We start from the raw sequence: 18,665 nt of genomic DNA, 5'->3' as shown, positions 1-18,665 counted from the left end.
GCGGCCCCGCGGAATCAGTCCGCCGCCTCCTGGGGTTGCGGGTTGGTCGCGATGCCGGCGGCCACCTCGATCAGCGTCTTGGCCACCCGCTTCACGTCCTGCATCGTGAAGCGGGATGCCGGGCCGCTTACGCTGATCGCCGCGGGGAGGTGCGTCGCCAGCAGCGGGGCGGCCACGCAGCGGCCGTCCTCCTCGTTCTCGCCGTTGTCCACCGCGTAGCCGAGCCTGCGGACCTTCGCGAGCTCGTCCAGGTAGTCGTCGAGCGAGGTGATCGTGTTCGCCGTGCGCGGGGGCAGCCCGGTGGACTCGAGGAGGTTCCGGACGCGGTCCGCGGGGAGGTGAGCCGCGATCGCCTTGCCCAGCGCCGTCGAGTGCAGCGGGTCGCGGTCGCCGCGGGACGCCGCGAGCCGGACGCCGCGCCGGCTCTCCACGATCTCGATGTAGATGATGTGGTCGCCGTCCAGCAGACCGAGGTTCGCGGTCTCGCCGAACTCGTCGCGCAGCGACTCGAGCGACGGCCTGGCGCGTTCGCGCAGGATCTCCAGGTGCCGGGACTGCATGCCGACGAACCCGAGCCCCAGCCGGAACAGGCCGCGCTCGTCGTCGCGCTCGACGTACCGGTGGTTCTCCAGTGTCCAGAGGTAGCGGAACGCCGACGACTTGGGCAGTCCGGTGGTCTGGGCGACCTCGTTCAGGGTGATGCCATCGACCGATTCCTGGAGCAGGTTGAGGATCAGGCAGACCCGTTCGACCGCGCGCACCGAATAGTCGCGCTCCTCCTCCGCCGAGCCGTTGTCCGACGGGTTGATGTCTTCCGGGTCCTGCTTACGGCGCCGTGCCACGGCTCCTCCTCGTTTCGGTCGGCAAGTTCGGTGTTTCAGATCCTAGTCCCGCGCGGAGAAGGGTGTCAGGGGGCCAAGACGCAGGTCGTGGGCCGAACGCGACCCCTTGACGGTGCGGTCACCACGGTCGTACCGTGAGTCGCATCTTAGACTCGTAGTTTCACTAGATGAAACTAATCGAAAGGCTCGGCAACGTCGGCCCTGGCCGCTGCCGGGCTGTGGGAGGGATCTGCATGCCCAACGATTCGACCCGGCTCGGCCCGCGGTCGGCGGAGCTCAGGCGGCGGGCTGCCGCCCGGACCCCGGGCGGGGTCCACTCGAACGTCCGCCTCACCGGCGCACAGGAGTTCATCGAGCGCGCCAAGGGAGCCTGGCTGTACAGCGTCGACGGGCGGGACTACGTCGACTACCTGCTGGGGCAGGGGCCGAACTTCCTCGGGCACGCACCCGACCACGTCGTCGACGCGGTCTCCGACGCCTGCCGGCGTGGCGTCATCTTCGGCGGCCAGCACGAGCTCGAGGTCCAGGCGTCGGAACTGGTGTGCCGCGCGGTCGGCTGGGCGGACATGATCCGGTTCGGCGTGTCCGGCACCGAGGTCGTGCAGGGCGCGCTACGGCTGGCGCGGGCCGCGACCGGCCGCACCAAGGTGATCCGGTTCGAAGGGCATTACCACGGCTGGCTCGACAACGTGCTGACCGCGGCGCGGGACGGCCACTGGGGCGTGGCCACGAAGGGGCAGGTCGCCCGCCATCTCGACGATTTCATCGTGCTGCCCTGGAACGACGCCGAGCAGGTCGCCGACGCGCTCGACCGGCACGGTGAGCAGGTCGCCGCGGTGATCATGGAACCGGTGATGATCAACGCCGGGGTCATCGAACCACTGCCCGGGTACCTCGAGGCCGTCCGGCGGTTGTGCGATCGGCACGGGGTCGTGCTGATCTTCGACGAAGTGATCTCGGGCTTCCGGCTCGGCCTCGGCGGTGGCGCGGAACGCTACGGGGTCCCCCCGGACCTCGCGACGTACGGGAAGGCCATCGCCGGCGGGTTCCCGGTGGCCGCGCTCGTCGGCCGCGCCGAGCTGATGTCCCGGTTCGGCACCGGGGAGGTCAACCACTCCGGGACCTTCAACGGCTCGGTGATGGCGACCGCCGCGGTGGCCGCGACGGTGACGAGCCTGCTGGAGGATCCGCCCTACGAGCGGGTCGCCAAGCACGGCAGGACGCTGATGGTGGGACTGCGGGATCTCGGTATCGAGCACGGCCTCCCCCTGCGGGTCGAAGGTCTCCCGGCGGCGTTCCACGTCTCGTTCGGCGACGCCGAGGTCCGGGACTACCGGACGTTGCAACGACTCGACCTGGCGCGGTACGAACGTCTGTCACGGGTGCTCGTCGAGCACGGCCTGTGGGTGACCGGCCGTGGTGTCTGGTACGTCTCCGCCTGCCACGGCGAGGAGGAGCTCGACGCCGCGCTCACGCGGTTCGAGAAGGCGCTGCGCGACGGGGCGGGACGATGACCGGCACGGTGAGCCGGGACGGCAACACGTCGAAGTTCTCGTCGTTCGTGCGGGCGGGCGATCTGGTCTTCGTCTCCGGCCAGGCGTCGGTGGACGAGAACGGGTCCATCGTCCCGGGAACCTTCGCCGAGGAGATGCGCCGGTCGTTCGCCAACATCATCCGGGTGCTGGCGGACGCCGGACTCGAACTGTCCGATGTGGTCAAGGTCGGCGCCTACCTCCGGGACGCGGGGGATCTCCCCGAGTTCAACCGGCTGTACACCGAGTACTTCACGGATCCGTTGCCCGCGCGGACCACGATCACCGGCTGCCTGCCGGAGAGCATCCGGTTCGAGGTCGACGTCGTCGCCCACGCGGGAGACAGATGATGCGCTTCGCGACGCTCGGGCTCTACCACGAGGCGAACACGTTCTCACCGCTGAAGGCCGACCGGCGACTGTTCGGCAACGGCGGCGTGGTGCGTGACGGGGAGATCGTCCGCGACTACGCGGAATCGGCGACGACCCTCGGCGGATATTTCTCCGCGGCGCGGCGGATGGGCATCGAGATCGAACCGATCCTCTTCGCGTTCGTGACACCGATCGGTGCGATCACCGAGGACGCGTTCGAGTGGCTGGTGGGCGAGATGCTCGCCGAACTACAGGCTCGCGGGCCCTGGGACGGCGTGCTCCTGAACCTGCACGGGGCGGCCGTGGCCGAGCACCTGCACGACGCCGATGGTGAGATCGCCACGCGCGTGCGGCGGGTGGTCGGTCCGGACGTACCCGTCGGAGCGGTGCTGGACCTGCACGCGAACGTGTCCAAGCGGCTGGTCGACGCGCTCACGGTGACGCTCGTATACCAGACCAACCCGCACGTGGACGCGAAGGAACGCGGCATCGACTGCACGAGGCTGGTCGCGGCCGCGGCACGCGGTGAGATCCGGCCCGTGCAGGCGCTCGTCCCGCTGCCGCTCGTGGTGAACATCGCGCGGCAGGACACCGCCGAGGAACCGATGGCGGAACTGGTGGCCAAGGCGCGGGAGGTGGCAGGCTGGCCGGGCATGCTCTCCGCGAGCGTCGTCGAAGGATTCCCGTACGCCGACGTCCCGCAGATGGGGATGTCGTGCATCGCCATCCACGACGGCGACGAGTTCGAGGCGACCGTGGCGGCGCAGGAACTGGCCAACCAGGTCTGGAAACGGCGCTCCGGTCTGCAGGCGCAGGGGCTCGCGGTGAGCGAAGCGCTCGACATCGCGGTGCGTGAACCGGACGGACCCGTGGTCCTGCTGGATGCCGGGGACAACATCGGCGGTGGGGCGCCCGGTGATTCGACCGTGATCCTGCAGGCGGCTCTCGACCGCGGGGTGCCGCCGCTGGTGCAGACGCTCTGGGATCCGCACTCGGCGCGGCAGTGCATCGAGGCTGGGGAGGGTAGCGAGGTGCACCTTCGCGTGGGGGCGAAGCACGTGCACTCCGCCGGGCGGCCGGTTCCGGTGCACGGGACGGTTCGCGCGGTGTCCGACGGCCGGTTCGAGGAGCCGGCCGCCACGCACGGCGGGTTCCGCTTCTTCGACCAGGGTCCGACGGCCGTCCTGGACACCGCCGAGGGACACACGCTGGTCATCGGCTCCAAGGCTGTCATGAACTCGAGCCTGCAACAGCTGCTCAGCGTCGGCGTCGACCCGGCGCGCTACCACATCGTGGTGGCCAAGGGCGTCAACTCGCCCCGCGCGGCGTATGGCGCCATCGCGCGGCGGATGGTCGTCGTCGACACCGAGGGCATCACCGCGATGAACCTCGGCCGCTTCACCTACCGGCACCGGCGCAAGCCGTTGTACCCCTTCGAAGCAGCGGAATTCCCGGAGTAGACGGATGAAACTGATGCAGGTGGGCGCGCCCGGCCGGGAGCGCCCCGTGGTGCTGGAGGACGGCCGCCACTACGACCTGTCCCCGTTGACGCCCGCCGTCGACGGCGCCTTCCTGGAGCGGGGCGGCCTGCGCCGGACGCGGGAGGCGCTCGACGACGGGCCGCTGGCCGAGATCGACATCGTCGGGCTGCGGATCGGGGCTCCCATCGCGCGGCCGGGTGCGGTGCTGTGCATCGGGCAGAACTACGCGGCCCATGCGGCCGAGACCGGCAATCCGCCACCCGCCGAGCCGATCCTGTTCCACAAGTCGCCGAACACCGTGGTCGGGCCGTACGACGAGGTGCTGATCCCGCGCGGTTCGGAGCGCACCGACTGGGAGGTGGAACTCGGCGTGGTCATCGGGAAGCGCGCGCGGTACCTCGAATCGCTCGGCGACGCGCGGGACTGCATCGCCGGGTACGTCACCTCCAACGACGTGTCGGAACGCGCCTTCCAGCTCGGCAGGCCGGGCGGGCAGTGGTCCAAGGGCAAGTCGTGCGAGACGTTCAACCCGCTCGGGCCCTGGCTCGTCCCCGCCGACGAGGTGCCGGATCCCCAGGTGCTCGAACTCCGCTCCTGGGTCAACGGCGAACCGCGCCAGGACTCGAAGACCTCGGACATGATCTTCACCGTCGACGAGATCATCTGGCACCTCTCGCAGTTCCTGGTGCTCGAACCCGGCGACCTGGTGAACACCGGCACGCCCGAGGGGGTCGCCCTGTCCGGGCGGTTCGAGTACCTGCGGCCGGGCGACGTCGTCGAAACCGAGGTGGCCGGACTCGGCCGTCAACGCAACGTGTGCGGGCAGGCCTGATGACCCTCGACCGCGATTTCGCCGCCGCCCTGGCCGACGTGGTCGGGGCCGATCACGTCCATCAGGCGCCCGGCGATCTCGCGGTCTACGCGCACGACGCCACGCCGCTGTTCCACCACCCGCCGGACGCGGTGGTCTTCCCGGCCACCACCGAGCAGGTCGCCCGCGTCCTGAGGCTGGCCACCGAACACCGCGTGCCGGTGGTGCCGCGCGGCTCCGGCTCGAACCTCTGCGCGGCGACCGTCCCGCTGCGCGGCGGGATCATCCTCGCGCTGACGCGGATGACGCAGATCCTGGAGATCAGCTCCGAGGAGCTGCTGGCGCGGGTGCAGCCGGGGGTGACCACGGCCCGGCTCGCGGACGCCGCCGCGGCGCGGAACCTGCTGTACGCGCCCGATCCGGGCAGCCGGACGACCGCCACGATCGGCGGCAACATCGCCACCTGCGCCGGCGGCCTGCGTGGCCTGAAGTACGGCGTGACGCGCAACTACGTGCTCGGGCTGGAGGCGGTGCTGCCGACGGGCGAAATCGTCCGGACCGGCGGCCGGTTGTGGAAGGACGTCGCGGGCTACGACCTGACGCGGCTGCTCACCGGGTTCGAGGGCACGCTCGCGGTGATCACCGAGGCCACGGTGGCGCTGTTGCCCGCACCGGCCGAGAGCAACACGGGCGTGGCCTACTTCGAATCGCTCGCGGACGCCTCGCGGGCGGTCGGCGCGATCCTCACGTCCGGAATCGTACCGGCCACTTTGGAGTTCCTGGACCGCAAATGCGTCGCCGTCGTGGAGGAGTACGCCGGGCTCGGACTGCGGCTGGACGCCGGTGCGCTGCTGCTGTTCGGTGAGGACGGTCCGATCGAGGTCGTCGCCGGGAACATGGTGCGGATGCGCAAGATCTGCGCCGAGGCCGGGGCGCTCGAGGTCACGGTGGCGGAGGACGTCGCGCGTGCCGAGGCGCTGCTGACCGCGCGCCGGTGCTCGCTGCCGGCGCTGTCGCGGCTCGGCTCGCTGACGATCCTGGAGGACGTCACGGTCCCGCGGCCGCGGATGCCGGAGATGGTCGAGCGGATCGACGAGATCGCCGAGCGGTTCGACCTGCAGATCGCGACGTTCGGGCACGCCGGGGACGGCAACCTGCACCCGACGTGCGTGCTGGACCCGGACGACGAGGATGCGGTGGTACGGGCGCACAAGGCGTTCGCCGAGATCTTCCGCACGGCGATCCGGCTGGACGGCACGATCACCGGCGAACACGGTGTGGGCGCGGCGAAACTGCCGTTCCTCGCCGACCGGCTCGGGACCGTCCAGCTCGGGTTGCTGCGCCGGATCAAGACCGCGTTCGACCCGGCCGGCGTGCTCAACCCCGGGAAGCTGGGTTCATGATCTTCGCGAAACCGCTGCTGGACCGGTGCATCTCCTGCGGCTACTGCCTGCCGGCCTGCCCGACGTACGCGATGACGGGGGAGGAGGCGTCGTCGCCACGGGGGCGGATCTCGCTGATGCGCGCGCTGGAAACGGGGCAGCTGCCGGAGGACGATGGCACGCTGGCCGAGCAGGCGTCGTTCTGCCTCGGGTGCCGGGCGTGCGAACCGGTGTGCCCGGCGGGGGTGGAATACGGGAACCTGCTGGAGCAGTGGCGGGACCACCAGTGGCGTGGCAGGCGGGGGCCGCTGCGCGCCCGGCTGCTGATGGCCGCCGTCGCGCGCCCGTGGCTGCTCCGGGTGCCGCGCCAGGTGCGCCGGCACGCGCGGACGGCCGCGCGCGCGAGTGGGCCGTCGCTGATGCTCGGGTGCGCCGAACGTGCCTTGTTCCCACGGGTTTCGCGCGCGGCGCGGAAGCTGGCGCCCGAGTTGGCGGCGCCGCCGCGGCAGGGGTGCTGCGGGGCGTTGCACGCGCACAACGGGGATTCCGCGGCGGGTGCGCGAATGGCGAAGGAACTCGGCGAGGTCCTCCCCGGCACGATCGTGACGACCTCCGGGGGCTGCGCGACGCACCTGGCCGCCCACCTCGGCCGGCCACGAGTCCGCGAACTGAGCGAATTCGTCGTGGAGACCGACGTTCTGCCCGCCGTGCCGTTGCTCGTCGACGGCCGTCCGGCGCGGGTCGCGCTGCAGGACTCCTGCCACCTGCGCAACGGGCTCGGGGTGTGGCGCCAGCCGCGGGAGCTGATCCGGGCGGTGGCGGAGTACGTCGAGCTGCCGTCGGCGGCCACCTGCTGCGGCGCGGCGGGCACCTATTCGATCTTGCGGCCGCGGGACAGCGCGAAAATACTGGCGGTGAAAATCGCCGAGATCGAGGCAGCCGGGGTCGACTTCGTGGTCGCGGTGAACCCGGGGTGCCTCCGGCAACTGCGTTCTGGCCTGCGGAAACGGGGTTCGTCGGTGCGGGCGGTCCACCTGGCGGAACTGCTCGAGATCGCCTCGAAATAGGCGGGACCAGATCTCCAGACAGACTTGTCTGGAAGCTGCTTCTGAGTACTATAGGCGTCCTGAAACGTGAGTTTCAGTTTACGACACTCGGATGACCCGACTGGTCCGGGGTGTCGAACATCTTGCCAACGGCGACGAAACGTAGACCATGTTGACGCGACCCCTGGAGCAGTACGAACTATTTCATTCCTACGACATCGACCAAACCCGCGACCTGATGTCCCGGGTGCTGTGCGAGCACTACCTCGATGTGCTCGACCCGGCCGCACAACTCGACGCGCGAATGAATTCTACATGTCTGAGCGAGGTTCTCCTCAATTATGTGGAATACGGCGCGCCGGTGTTCGTGGATCCGGGCCGCACGCGTCAGTTCTTCGTGGTACAGGCGCACCTGCGGGGAAGCGGCGTCGTGCGCTCCGGCCGCGAGCAGGTCGCCGCGAGCCGGAAGCGCATCGTGGTGACTTCCCCGGAGGAGGCGCTGCGGATGTCGCTGACCGGCGACACCGAACTCGTCCTCGTCAAGATCGGGACGAACCTGGTCGAACGGGTCCTGTGCGACCTGCTGGGTGCCGAACCCGGCCTCCCGATCAAGTTCGAGCTGGGGATGGACGTGGCAGGGGGACGACCGCAACGGTGGTACCAGACGCTGGTCCGGGAGATCGTTTCCCTGGGCCGCCCGGGCCAGTGGACCGCGAGCCGGTGGTCCGCGAGGTTCGAGGAGTGGCTGGTCACCCACCTGCTGGTGCTGCAGCACAACAACTACTCGGAGCGGCTCGCCCGGATCGCCGCGTACCCCGCACCCGCTCGCCTGGTGACCCGGGCGACCGAGCTGGTGCGCGCCGATCCGCAGGCGGAGTGGACGCTGTGCTCCCTGGGGGGTGCACTGGGCGTGGAGCCGGGCCGGCTGGATTCCGGCTTCCGCCGACACCGGGGCCTGGCGGTGCCGGAGTTCCTCGGCCGCGAGCGCCTGCGTGCCGTCTACCACCTGCTGCGGAACGGCAATCCCGACGAGATCCGGCTGAGCGAAGTGGCCCGGTGCTGGGGCTTCCATGACCACTACCGCTTCGCCAGCAGGTACACCGCGACGTTCGGAGAGACCCCCGACCGGACTCTCCGCCGATGAACACCCGCCGCTTGACCCCGAACGGAGATCCCGAGCAATGAGCGGCTTCCACTTCGCCTACATCCGCACCGCCGACCCCGTTCTCGCCGTGCAGGCCGCCGAGCCGGTCCTCGGACCGCACGAACTCCTGCCGGAGGGCTTTCCGAAGGAGATGGATCTACGAATGCATCGTCACGAGGGCGACCATCTGAGCTCGGCCATCGTCACCTACGGCCGGGACGTCGTGGTCCGACTCGGTGTTCCGCGCACCGCGTACACGACCGGCATCGTGGTGAATGGCCGGTGCGTATTCCGGGTCGGATCGACCTACCTCGAGGCCGTTACCGGAGACGTCGTCACCGCCTCGCCCGGGGACGCCTTCGGCTTCCAGGCCGGGGCGAACTGCTACCTCAAACTCGTGCGCGTCGAGCAGCGGGCGATGCACGTCCGGCTCGCTCGGATCACCGGCAGCTGGCCGGCCCGGCCGATCCGCTTCCACCCCACCATCACCCGGCTCACTGGCCGCGGTCAGCCGCTTATCACCAGTGCCGAACGGTTCTTCGGCCGGTCGAAATCCCGGTTCGCGCGCCACTCCGACGAGATCTTCGTCAACTGGCTGCTGCGTCACCAGCCGCACGAGTACAGCGAGCTGATCGGTCCACGGGCGGCCGAGGTCGGCCCGCTCGTCAGCGACTTCGGCAAGGTGCTCCTGCAGGCCGCGGACCCGGACAAGGAGGTGAGCGTGACCGAACTCGCCCGCGACGCGGGAGTCTCCGAAGCGGAGTTCGTGCGGATCTTCCGCCACTACGAGGGGTGCCTGCCGGAGGACTTCCGCCAGGGGATGCGCTTGGAACAAGCCCGGCGGATCCTGGTGGTGGGCCGTGAGCCGCTGGTCACGGTCGAGTACGCGGCTCGGCGGTCCGGATTCGGGGACCGGGAGGAGTTCTGGATCCGCTACACGCAGCGCTTCGGCGAGACCCCACTGGAAACCCTCGACCGATTGGAGTGACTGTTGCGGCCGCTTCGGGTGCCCGATGTCGTCATCGCCCACCACCACAAGGGATTTCCGCCGGCCTCGCCAGGGGTGGGGGTGAGGGGCCTGCGTGGGCTCGACGTGCTCGCCGGCGACTTCCTCACCCCGCTGCTCGTGCTCCGGAAACCTGAGCTCGACCACAACCTCGCGGCGATGCAGCGGTTCTGTGAGCAGCACGGGCTTTCCCTCGCCCCGCACGTGAAGACCACGATGTCCCCGGAGATCGCGCAGGCGCAGATCGAGCACGGCGCCTGGGCGCTCACCCTCGCCACGCCCACCCAGCTGGCCGCGTTCCGCCGGCTGGGCGCGGACCGGCTGCTGCTGGCCAACGAGTTGTGCGATCCGGTGGCGATCGAGTGGCTCGGCGGCGAGCTGGACGACGACCCCACGTTCACCTGCTACTGCTACGTCGATTCGATCGACAGCGTGGAGGTGCTCGAGAAGGAGCTCGCCCGTGGGGTACGCGCACGCAGGTTGCCGGTGATCGTCGAACTGGGGGTGCCGGGTGGGCGGACCGGCGCACGCGGTGTGCCCGCGGCCTGGCGAGTCGCCGAGCGGGTCCTGGCCTCGTCTTGGCTCGAGCTTGCGGGTGTCGGGGGGTTCGAAGGTGTGGTCCCCGGTGCCTTGGGCGCGCACCTGCTCGATGACGTGCGTGCCTGGCTCCGCGGGCTGACAGAACTGGCGGATCGCGTTCTCGCGGAGCATCCCGCGTCCGGCGAGTTCGTCGTGACGGCCGGCGGGACCCAGTACATCGAACTCGTCGCGGCTGAGCTGGGGCCGGGCTGGCGGAACGGCCGTCCGATCCGGGTCGTTCTGCGCAGCGGGTGCTACGTCACGCACGACTCGCTGGGCTACGAGCAGTACCGGAAGCTGCTGGCGACCGAGTACCCGCTGATGCCGTTGCGTTCGAGCCTCGAACTGTGGTCGCGCGTGTTGTCCCGGCCGGAAGCGAACCTGGCCATTGTGGACTTCGGCAAACGGGACACCGGCATGGACTCCGGCTTCCCGGTGCCGTTGCACCGGATCCGCCGCGGCACAACCGGTCTGGCGAAGGCGCCACCTGGTGAGGTGGTGGCGATGAACGACCAGCACGCTTACTTCCGCGGTGCGAACGACCTGGAAGTCGGCGACCGCATCGGGTTCGGCATCTCGCATCCGTGCACGACCTGGGACAAATGGCGGGTGGTGCCGATCGTCGATGACCAGTACGTGCTGACCGGCCTCGCACAGACCTTGTTCTAGGCCGGTCAATCCACTTCCTGGCCGGGCCACCACTGGTCCAGCAGCTCCATGCGCGCGTCGACCAGGGCGGGGTTTCTCAGGTCGACCAGGTGGACTCCCCGCCAGCGTTGGAAGCCGATGCGCTCCAGCATCGCGCCGGCGCGCAGGCTGCACAGTTCCGCGGTGATGCGGTCCGCGCCGGGGAGGGTGAAGTCGAGCGGCGAGACCCGGCACGCCGCCAGGCGCGCGTTCGGCGACAGGATCCGGAGCGCGCTCGCGATCAGTGCGGCGCCCAGACCGTGCCCGCGCCACGGCTCGGTCAGTTCGACGCGCCGCAGGACCACCATGCGCGGCGGTCCCTGGCTGATGCGCGCGTCCAGTTCGGGGTGCAGCTTGCCCTGGTCCGGATCGATCACCGTCTCGGCGATGAACTCCAGCGCCCACTCCCCGAGCACGACCGAATCCAGCAGGTTCCGTTCCTTGGTCAGATCGGCGATGACGAGGGCGATGTCGCCGACGTGCCGGAGCTCCTCGGGGCAGACGTCCAGCTCCGAGACGTCCGCCGAGACGTCCCATTGTTCCGGTTGCTCGTCCTCGTCGTCGATCTGCCACCAGAATCGGCGGTGGGTCAGCTCGAGTTCGATCGACAGAGGGTTCGCAGGCAGATCAGGAACCACGAGCCCTCCTCAGCGTCGCGCGAATGCAGATGCACGTGCATCCGCACTCTAGATGACGGCGGCGGGAAATGCCGCTTGGGCGGGAGGAGTTGTCGCGGTCCTTTTCCGGCGCGGTTCGCAATTCCGCCCGGAAGAACGAGTGAAAAGAGTTCACGAATCCCCCGAAGCCGCTCTTCTGCGGCCCTCGTCGGCGATGAAGGTGCCCTTTGAGCGGATGGTGAACACCAGGCCGCGCTCGCGGAGGATGTGGGTTGCGTGGCGGGCCGTGCCGAGTGACACGCCGTACTCCGCCGCCAGCCGTCGTTCCGCGGGGAGTGGCGTGTTGGGGCGCAGCTCACCGGCCTCGATGCGGGCCGCGAGGTGGTCAGCCATCATCTCGTAGATGTAGCCCGGAGCGTCTGGATCGAAGTCTGGGACGGTCACGGGAGGAAGGTAGAACGGCGTTAAAAGGCGGGGATTTCACGGTTGCTCCAAGATGCGCCTGTGCGCGCTATGACGGGGTTGATCACGGGAGGACGCGCACTGTCACCCTACCGGGCGGGGAAATGCGAAACGGGTGCCGAATTCGTCAGTTGTTCACTGACGTCACCCAGCTGGGTTAGCCAAAATGGGCGCACATTTCTCACCGGACTTGATTCGGCGCCCGCAATGGGTCATGGCCCTGTCCGCGCAGGATCTCGAAACGGTCGGTGCCCGGCCAGCTGTTCACCCAGCTCGACCCGGGCACGTCCTTCGCGCGCTTCTTCAGCGGCGCCAGCAGCCGCGAGACCTCGCGGTAGGACTTCGCCGCCGTGCCCGCGCACACGACCGTCGCCAGTGACACCGTGACCGACAGGTGCTCGGCGGTCCACGGGGTGCCCAGCAGGGTGTCCGCGACGGCCGGGATCTCGTCGATGTCGCACGCGATCAGGAAGTCGTCGCCGCCGACGTGGCTCACCGTGACGCTGCGCAGCTTCGCCGCGAGGTCCGTCAACGCCCGCCCCAGCGCGCGGATCAGGTCGTCGCCCGCCGCGAAGCCCACCGTGTCGTTGATGCGCTTGAACGAGTCGACGTCCAGCCACGCCACGACCAGCGGGCGGCCCGCGGCGATCCGCCGGTCGACCTCGCGGGCGACCGTGTCGCTGCCGGGCAGCCGGGTCAGCGGGTTCAGCGCGGCCGCCTCCTCGATCTTCGCCTCGGCCATCGCGCGCACGATCTCGGTCACGAACACCACGCCGAGGCACTCGCCGTCCGGGCCGACCACGATGATGTCGTCCCCGCTGCGGGTCAGGCCGGCGTCGGCGACCAGGTCGAGCAGCTCCAGCGCGCCCGCGCCGGTGCGGATCGTGCGCGGCGGGTCGGCCAGCCGCGCGGCCGCCTTGTTCGCGTGCAGCGCGTGCCCGAACGGGCCGGTCAGGTCCAGCAGGAACCGGGCCCGGTCGATCGACCAGCGCGGCCGCCCGGCACGGTCCAGCCCGACGATCCCGCTCGGCGCGTCCTGGTCGAGCAGCACCCGCCGGACGTCGTCGCACGTCGCGTCCTCGGGCAGGGTGGTCGCGGGGTGCCGGAAGTCGTCCACGCGCGGCGCCGTCGTCGGGGTCAGCGGCACCGGCAGCGCCGGCTCCGGGGGAGCCGTGACCAGCCCGGCGGGCATCGCGCCGGCACGGGCCGGGGCGAACAGGTTGCCCTGCACGATCCGCACGCCCAGCCGGCGCACGGTGGCGAGCTGCTCCTCGGCCTCGATGCCGGTCGCCGTCAGCCGGATGCCGGTCCGCGAGGTGAAGTGCACGAGCGATTCGACCAGCGCGACCGTCGCGTCCTCGCCGGGCAGCCGGCGCAACGCCGTGCGGTCGAGCTTGACCAGGTCGACGCGTGCCTCGGCGAGCAGGTTCAGCGGCAGGTCGCCCGCGCCGAGCCCGTCGAAGGCCAGCCGGAACCCCAGCTCGCCGAACCGCTGCATCCCGGCCAGCAGCGCCTTCGGCGACACCCCGTGGAACGGCGCACCGATCTCCAGGACGATCTCGCGCGGGCGGCGCCCGGTGTGCCCGAGCGACTCCAGCAGCGGGTCCAGCACCAGCTGCGGCGCCGCGGCCGACAACGCGGTCAGGTTCAGGTGCAGGGGCAGCAGCGTCTCGTGAGCCGCCTCGGCGCGTACCGCCTGCGCGGCCAGACCGGCGTCGACGGGGACCAGCCGCCCGCGGCGCTGGGCGGCCCGCAGCAGGTCGTGGACGCGCCCGGCGGCCGGCCGGGCGAGGGCTTCCACACCGACGACGCCGCCGGTGTTCAGGCTGTAGAGCGGTTGGAAGGCGAAGCCCACGTCGTCGGCCGCTGCTGGCACACCGTGAATCCTCCGCCGCCGCGGGGCCGGGACGGCCGGATCGCGCGCCGATTGTGGCCCAGCTCACCACGGGAGGCGAACTGGCCCCTACCGTCGCGGCCCGCGATCGCACCAGGCTGGTCTGGTTGTCCGAATTGACCAGCGAGGAGCTGCCCGTGCCGCCCTTCATGGAGCCGTTCCGCATCAAGGCCGTCGAACCGATCCCGTTCCCCACCGCGGCGGAACGCCGGGACGCGCTCGTGTCGGCCGGCTGGAACCTCTTCCGCGTCCCGGCCCGTGCGATCACCATCGACCTGCTGACCGATTCCGGCACGGCGGCGATGTCAGCCGCGCAGTGGTCCGCGCTCATGCTGGGCGACGAGTCCTACGCGGGCGCCCGCTCGTTCGAACGGTTCGAGGCCGTCGTGCGCGACCTGACCGGCTACGCCGAGATCCTGCCGGTCCACCAGGGGCGGGCGGCCGAGCGGATCCTGCTCGGCCTGCTGCTGCGTCCCGGTGACATCTCGGTGAGCAACACGCACTTCGACAGCACGCGCGCGGCCGTGGAAGCCGCCGGCGCGCAGGCCGTCGACCTGCCGGTGCCGGTCGGGCCGGGCGAGCTGAACCCGTTCGGCGGGGACCTGGACACCGGCCGGTTGCGGGACCTGCTGCGCCGCTCGGCCGACCGGGTGAAGTGCGTCGTCCTCACCATCACGAACAACGCCGGCGGCGGGCAGCCGGTCTCGGTGCGCAACGTGAAGGCCGTCCGCCAGCTCTGCGACGCCCACGGCATCCCGCTGTACCTGGACGCGTCGCGGTTCGCGGAGAACGCGTACCTGATCACCGAGCGCGAGGACGGCTACGCGCACCTGACGCCGCGCGAGGTCGCCCGCGTGGTCTTCGAACTCGCGGACGGCTGCTGGGCCAGCCTCAAGAAGGACGGGATGGCCAACATCGGGGGGCTCGTCGCGTTGCGCGACGCCGGTCTGGCCGCCCGGGCCCGCGAGCAGCTCATCGCGTTCGAGGGTTTCCCGACCTACGGCGGGCTCGCCGGGCGTGATCTGGAAGCGCTTGCACAGGGGCTGCTGGAGGTCACCGAGCCGGACTACCTGCGCTACCGCGCCGAGTGCGCGCGCTGGTTCGGCGAGCAGCTGGGCCTGGCCGGCCTGCCGGTGCTGCAGCCGACCGGCTGCCACGCGGTCTACGTGGACGCGGGCGCGATGCTGCCGCACATCGCGCCGCAGCAGCTGCCGGCCACCGCCGTCGCCAACGAGCTCTACCTGGCCGGCGGGGTGCGGGTCACCGAGCTGGGCACGCTGGTCTTCGGCCGCCGGGACCCCGACGGCGGGCCGGACGTGCCCGCGCCGCGCGAGCTGGTGCGGTTCACGTTGCCGCGCCGGGTCTACACGCTCAGCCACCTGGAATACGTCGTCGACGTCGCCGAGACCGTCTGGTCGAAGGCGGACCAGTTGACCGGTTACCACATCGTGGAGCAGGGAGGTGCGCTACGACAGTTCACGGCGGTCCTGCGACCGGCCGCCGAGTAGTAAAACCCCTGATCAACGGGGTGCGACGCGACGGATGCAAATTGCAGTCAGCAAATTCGCCCGTTCGTCGGTAGCAATTGAACGGCCAACAACGGAGAGTGGTGCAGTGGAGGTGTATGGGAGTCGGCGCCACCGTACGTTGATCTTTTTCGACTGCCCGGGACATGACAGTACTGCCGTTGGACAAGTACCGGCTCTTCCACTCGCGCGATGTCGACGACACCCGCGAGCGGGTGGGCCGCATATTCTGCCCGCACTCGATGAACACCGTCGGCCGCAACCCGCGGCTGAACACCAGGGTCAACTGCCGCCGTCTGGAGAACGTGGCGATCGCGGTGGTCGCCTACGGCACCGACGTGCGCGTCGAGCCGGGCGAGCTCGGCTCCTTCTTCGTCGTCCTGGCCCCGGTGATCGGCCGGGGCATGGTCCAGTGCGGGCGGGAGCAGACCAGCACCGCACCGGACACGGCCGGCGTGGTGGGCGCGGACGATCCGCTGCGGATGCGGTTGTCCGGTGACTGCGCCCAGTTCGTCATCCGGATCGAGCGGCCGGCGCTGGAGGCGCGCCTGGCCGAGCTGATCGGCGGCTCGGTGCCGGAACCGGTGCGGTTCCGGCTGGGCATGGACATCACCCGCGGCTACGGCCGCAGCTGGTACCGGGAGCTGGCCTACGGCGTGTCGGAGCTGGACCAGCCGGACACGATGCTCACCCACCCGGCCGCCGTGGCGCAGTTCGAGCGCAACCTGATCACCGGGCTGCTGCTCGCGCAGCCGCACAACTACACCGCGATGATCGAGGGCCGGGACCGTCCGCTGCCCTCGCGCTCGTTGCGGGAGGCGCTCGATCTGATCCACAGCCGCCCGGAGGCCCCGCACACCCCGGCGAGCCTGGCGCACGAGGCCGGGGTGAGCGTGCGGGCGCTGCAGAAGGCCTTCCGGGAGCAGCTGGGCAGTTCGCCCAGCGAGTACCTGCGCGGGGTGCGGCTGCAGCGGGTGCACGACGAGTTGTCGGCCGCTCAGGTGGAGGTCACGACAGTCGGGGAAGTCGCGAGCAAGTACGGGCTGATGCACCACGGCCGCTTCGCGGCGGCCTACCGGGACCGGTTCGGTGAGTCACCCAACGCGACGCTGCACAGACGGCCTGGCCGTCCGACTCGAGTGTGAAGGGGCGAATCGTGTGTGATTTCGAGACTGCGCGCCGGACGGGCCGGGCCGGCCGGATGGCGCGCCGAGTTTCCGTGTCATGAGCGGCGAGATTGCCGTGGCTGCCCGCGACTCGATGCCGATCGGCCGGCTGATCCGGTCCGCCCGGCACGAGCGCGGGCTCACCCAGTACCAGCTCGCGGACGAGCTCGTCACGGTCTCGGGCAACGAAAGCCTGGGCCGTGGCGAGGTCTCGCGCTGGGAACGGGGCAAGCGGGTACCCGGCCCGTACTGGCAGCGCCACCTGAGCCGGGTGCTCGACGTGCCTCCGGACGAGTTGCGGGCGGCGGCGCGAACGGCGAAACAGTGGCGACGGCTCCAGTGAAACACAACCCCTGATTTCCCGATCCCGCTTTTGCCATTTTTGCAGCGACCGTTTCGCTGTTCTGGTGCAGGAGTGGGAGTCGCCATGGGAAAGTCGTTGGTCACGCTGGTCAACCCGAATCTCGTCCATCCCCCGATCACGCCGTACGCATTGGACATCCTGACCACCTCCCTGGAGGCCGACGGGTTCGATGTGGACGTCGTGGACCTGACGTTCCGGCGGGACGACTGGGGGACCGTCCTGCGCGAGTACTTCGGGCGCCACCAGCCGATGCTGGTCGGCGTGACGGTGCGCAACACCGACACGATCTACGCGCAGCAGCAACGCGGTTTCCTGGCCGACCACCGGGCGATCATCGACGAGATCAAAACGCTCAGCGCGGCCCCGATCATCGCGGGCGGTGTCGGATTTTCCTCGATGCCGTTCGCGTTGGTCGACTATTTCGACATTCCGTTCGGGGTGAAGGGGCCGGGGGAAGGAATCATCGTCGGTCTGGCGAACGCGTTGCTGTCCGGGAATTCGCCGGACACCGTGCCCGGGCTGCTGGTCAACCGCGGCGGCGGGCGCGTGGAGAAGATCGTGCCGAAGCTCGGCCGCCGCGGCCGTCCGCTGGCCTCACCGCTCAACGCGACCACGAGCTACACCCGCCGCTCCGGCGTGCCGTGGAAGGTCGACAACCTGCGGTACTACCGCGGCGGCGGGCTGGGCAACATCCTCACCAAGAACGGCTGCGCCTACTCGTGCGCGCACTGCGTCGAGCCGGACGCGAAGGGCACGTACTTCACGCGCCGCGCGGTGGAATCCGTGGTCGACGAGATGGAAGCGCTGACCGCACAAGGTGTATACGACCTGCACACCACGGACAGCGAGTTCAACCTCGTGATCGCGCACAGCAAGAACGTGCTGCGGGAGATCATCCGGCGCAAGGACACCGATCACTCCACGCCGCTGCACAACCTGAAGCTGTGGATCTACGCGCAGCCCACGCCGTTCGACGACGAGCTGCTCGACCTGTTGGTGCGGGCCGGGTGCGCGGGTATCAACCTCGCCCCCGACCACGTGCGTGACGACGTCCTCGACGGCTGGAAGGTCTCCGGCGGCGGCCGCCGGTTCTACACCTTCGACGACGTGCGCGCGCTGTGCGCCCGGATCGCGAAGGCCGAGCTGCCGGTGATGGTCGAGGTCCTGCTCGGCATGCCGGGGGAGACGGCCGCGACGATGACCGACGCCGTCCGCCGCACCCTCGACCTGGACGTCGCGGTCGCCGGCTACAGCCTGGGCATCCGCGCGTTCCCGTACTCGCCGCTGGGGATCCGGATGGCCGAGCGGTGTGCCGGCCGGCGCACTCTGCCCGGTCTGCAGTCGGACTCGGCGGTCGAGCCGATCGTGCTCAAACCGCGGGCGATGTGCGCGTCGATCGTCGAGTACGAGCGGCAGTTCGCGTTCGACGACGCCGGGCGCTTCCGGCCGGTCTACTTCCTGTCCCCGGACCTGCCCGAGGACCCGGCGACGATCGCCGCGCCGAACGGCCGGTGGGTCAACAGCGTGCGGTTGCTGTGGGACCTCGTGCCGTCGTCGGAGTACCACCGCGTCATGCTGCCGACGCTGCCCGGCCTCACCGAGGACGACAACAACTACGCGGACAACCCGTTCCTGCTCAAGCTCATCGAGCTCGGCTACACCGGCGCGTTCTGGTCGCACTGGCCGCACCGGCACGCGATCATGTCGGGCGCGGTGGCCTGACCAGGGACTATTTCGATCCGAACACGAGACCTT

At 70.1% G+C, this 18,665-nt stretch carries 17 protein-coding genes; 13 read left to right on the top strand and 4 right to left on the bottom strand.

Annotation, left to right across the window (positions count from 1 at the left end; all coding sequences use genetic code 11):
* Positions 1-14 precede the first annotated feature (14 nt).
* Positions 15-842 carry an IclR family transcriptional regulator gene (locus tag D0D15_RS15410; protein WP_233157071.1) on the bottom strand — a complete coding sequence of 276 codons (828 nt, stop codon included), beginning with the start codon at positions 840-842 and terminating at the stop codon, positions 15-17.
* A gap of 233 nt (positions 843-1,075) precedes the next feature.
* Here D0D15_RS15410 and D0D15_RS15405 point away from each other — a divergent pair, with 233 nt between their 5' ends.
* From D0D15_RS15405 to D0D15_RS15365, 9 genes are all read left to right on the top strand, one after another.
* A complete protein-coding gene (locus D0D15_RS15405) occupies positions 1,076-2,356 on the top strand; it encodes an aspartate aminotransferase family protein (RefSeq protein WP_094003640.1) in 1,281 nt (426 codons plus the stop codon).
* On the top strand, positions 2,353-2,724 hold the full coding sequence (locus D0D15_RS15400) for a RidA family protein (protein ID WP_094003641.1): 372 nt from the start codon (positions 2,353-2,355) through the stop codon (positions 2,722-2,724). The genes D0D15_RS15405 and D0D15_RS15400 overlap by 4 nt, the downstream gene beginning before the upstream one ends.
* Positions 2,721-4,205 carry a M81 family metallopeptidase gene (locus tag D0D15_RS15395; RefSeq protein ID WP_094003642.1) on the top strand — a complete coding sequence of 495 codons (1,485 nt, stop codon included), beginning with the start codon at positions 2,721-2,723 and terminating at the stop codon, positions 4,203-4,205. Before D0D15_RS15400 ends, D0D15_RS15395 begins: the two co-directional genes overlap by 4 nt.
* A 4-nt stretch (positions 4,206-4,209) precedes the next feature.
* Positions 4,210-5,058: a fumarylacetoacetate hydrolase family protein gene (locus tag D0D15_RS15390; RefSeq protein WP_115944522.1), complete on the top strand. Its 849-nt coding sequence runs from the start codon at positions 4,210-4,212 to the stop codon at positions 5,056-5,058.
* A complete protein-coding gene (locus D0D15_RS15385) occupies positions 5,058-6,440 on the top strand; it encodes an FAD-binding oxidoreductase (protein ID WP_094003644.1) in 1,383 nt (460 codons plus the stop codon). Before D0D15_RS15390 ends, D0D15_RS15385 begins: the two co-directional genes overlap by 1 nt.
* A complete protein-coding gene (locus D0D15_RS15380; RefSeq protein WP_115944521.1) occupies positions 6,437-7,486 on the top strand; it encodes a (Fe-S)-binding protein in 1,050 nt (349 codons plus the stop codon). The genes D0D15_RS15385 and D0D15_RS15380 overlap by 4 nt, the downstream gene beginning before the upstream one ends.
* A gap of 148 nt (positions 7,487-7,634) precedes the next feature.
* Positions 7,635-8,609 carry an AraC family transcriptional regulator gene (locus tag D0D15_RS15375; RefSeq protein ID WP_094003646.1) on the top strand — a complete coding sequence of 325 codons (975 nt, stop codon included), beginning with the start codon at positions 7,635-7,637 and terminating at the stop codon, positions 8,607-8,609.
* Between the two features lie 37 nt (positions 8,610-8,646).
* Positions 8,647-9,597: an AraC family transcriptional regulator gene (locus tag D0D15_RS15370; protein ID WP_158224393.1), complete on the top strand. Its 951-nt coding sequence runs from the start codon at positions 8,647-8,649 to the stop codon at positions 9,595-9,597.
* Positions 9,598-9,678: 81 nt separating this feature from the next.
* Positions 9,679-10,863 (top strand): type III PLP-dependent enzyme domain-containing protein, encoded by a 1,185-nt coding sequence (locus tag D0D15_RS15365; protein ID WP_143266141.1) that lies wholly within the window; start codon positions 9,679-9,681, stop codon positions 10,861-10,863.
* Positions 10,864-10,868: 5 nt separating this feature from the next.
* On the opposite strand, the gene D0D15_RS15360 is transcribed toward D0D15_RS15365, so the two are convergent.
* The 3 genes from D0D15_RS15360 to D0D15_RS15350 all read right to left on the bottom strand — a co-directional run bounded on the left by D0D15_RS15360 (position 10,869) and on the right by D0D15_RS15350 (position 13,836).
* The gene (locus D0D15_RS15360) at positions 10,869-11,519 is read right to left on the bottom strand and encodes a hypothetical protein (protein ID WP_094003649.1); all 651 of its coding nucleotides are present in this window, start codon (positions 11,517-11,519) and stop codon (positions 10,869-10,871) included.
* A 150-nt stretch (positions 11,520-11,669) separates the two neighbouring features.
* Entirely contained in the window at positions 11,670-11,942 is a 273-nt protein-coding gene (locus tag D0D15_RS15355; RefSeq protein WP_233157072.1) for a winged helix-turn-helix domain-containing protein, read from the bottom strand.
* A gap of 199 nt (positions 11,943-12,141) precedes the next feature.
* Positions 12,142-13,836, bottom strand: a complete 1,695-nt coding sequence (locus D0D15_RS15350) for a GGDEF domain-containing protein (RefSeq protein ID WP_094003650.1) — start codon at positions 13,834-13,836, stop codon at positions 12,142-12,144.
* A gap of 155 nt (positions 13,837-13,991) precedes the next feature.
* On the opposite strand from D0D15_RS15350, the gene D0D15_RS15345 reads away from it, so the two are divergent.
* The 4 genes from D0D15_RS15345 (at position 13,992) to tsrT (ending at position 18,632) form a co-directional block, all read left to right on the top strand.
* Positions 13,992-15,362: a tryptophanase gene (locus tag D0D15_RS15345; RefSeq protein WP_094003716.1), complete on the top strand. Its 1,371-nt coding sequence runs from the start codon at positions 13,992-13,994 to the stop codon at positions 15,360-15,362.
* A 164-nt stretch (positions 15,363-15,526) separates the two neighbouring features.
* Positions 15,527-16,525: an AraC family transcriptional regulator gene (locus D0D15_RS15340; protein WP_233157074.1), complete on the top strand. Its 999-nt coding sequence runs from the start codon at positions 15,527-15,529 to the stop codon at positions 16,523-16,525.
* 79 nt (positions 16,526-16,604) lie between these two features.
* Positions 16,605-16,889: a helix-turn-helix domain-containing protein gene (locus D0D15_RS15335; protein WP_094003652.1), complete on the top strand. Its 285-nt coding sequence runs from the start codon at positions 16,605-16,607 to the stop codon at positions 16,887-16,889.
* An 84-nt stretch (positions 16,890-16,973) separates the two neighbouring features.
* On the top strand, positions 16,974-18,632 hold the full coding sequence (tsrT, locus tag D0D15_RS15330; protein WP_158224394.1) for a tryptophan 2-C-methyltransferase: 1,659 nt from the start codon (positions 16,974-16,976) through the stop codon (positions 18,630-18,632).
* Positions 18,633-18,665: the final 33 nt, after the last annotated feature.

This window comes from Amycolatopsis thermalba, assembly GCF_003385215.1.
In the GTDB taxonomy this organism is placed as follows: Bacteria; Actinomycetota; Actinomycetes; order Mycobacteriales; family Pseudonocardiaceae; genus Amycolatopsis_E; species Amycolatopsis_E thermalba.
Note: the sequence above shows the minus strand (reverse complement) of the source record. Positions and strands in the feature narration are given on the sequence as shown.

Bases quoted from the DNA above. Each gene is read 5' to 3' on its own strand.
- D0D15_RS15405 (WP_094003640.1), top strand. From the start codon at position 1,076: ATGCCCAACGATTCGACCCGGCTCGGCCCGCGGTCGGCGGAGCTCAGG.
- D0D15_RS15400 (WP_094003641.1), top strand. From the start codon at position 2,353: ATGACCGGCACGGTGAGCCGGGACGGCAACACGTCGAAGTTCTCGTCG.
- D0D15_RS15395 (WP_094003642.1), top strand. From the start codon at position 2,721: ATGATGCGCTTCGCGACGCTCGGGCTCTACCACGAGGCGAACACGTTC.
- D0D15_RS15390 (WP_115944522.1), top strand. From the start codon at position 4,210: ATGAAACTGATGCAGGTGGGCGCGCCCGGCCGGGAGCGCCCCGTGGTG.
- D0D15_RS15385 (WP_094003644.1), top strand. From the start codon at position 5,058: ATGACCCTCGACCGCGATTTCGCCGCCGCCCTGGCCGACGTGGTCGGG.
- D0D15_RS15380 (WP_115944521.1), top strand. From the start codon at position 6,437: ATGATCTTCGCGAAACCGCTGCTGGACCGGTGCATCTCCTGCGGCTAC.
- D0D15_RS15375 (WP_094003646.1), top strand. From the start codon at position 7,635: ATGTTGACGCGACCCCTGGAGCAGTACGAACTATTTCATTCCTACGAC.
- D0D15_RS15370 (WP_158224393.1), top strand. From the start codon at position 8,647: ATGAGCGGCTTCCACTTCGCCTACATCCGCACCGCCGACCCCGTTCTC.
- D0D15_RS15340 (WP_233157074.1), top strand. From the start codon at position 15,527: ATGACAGTACTGCCGTTGGACAAGTACCGGCTCTTCCACTCGCGCGAT.
- D0D15_RS15335 (WP_094003652.1), top strand. From the start codon at position 16,605: ATGAGCGGCGAGATTGCCGTGGCTGCCCGCGACTCGATGCCGATCGGC.
- tsrT (WP_158224394.1), top strand. From the start codon at position 16,974: ATGGGAAAGTCGTTGGTCACGCTGGTCAACCCGAATCTCGTCCATCCC.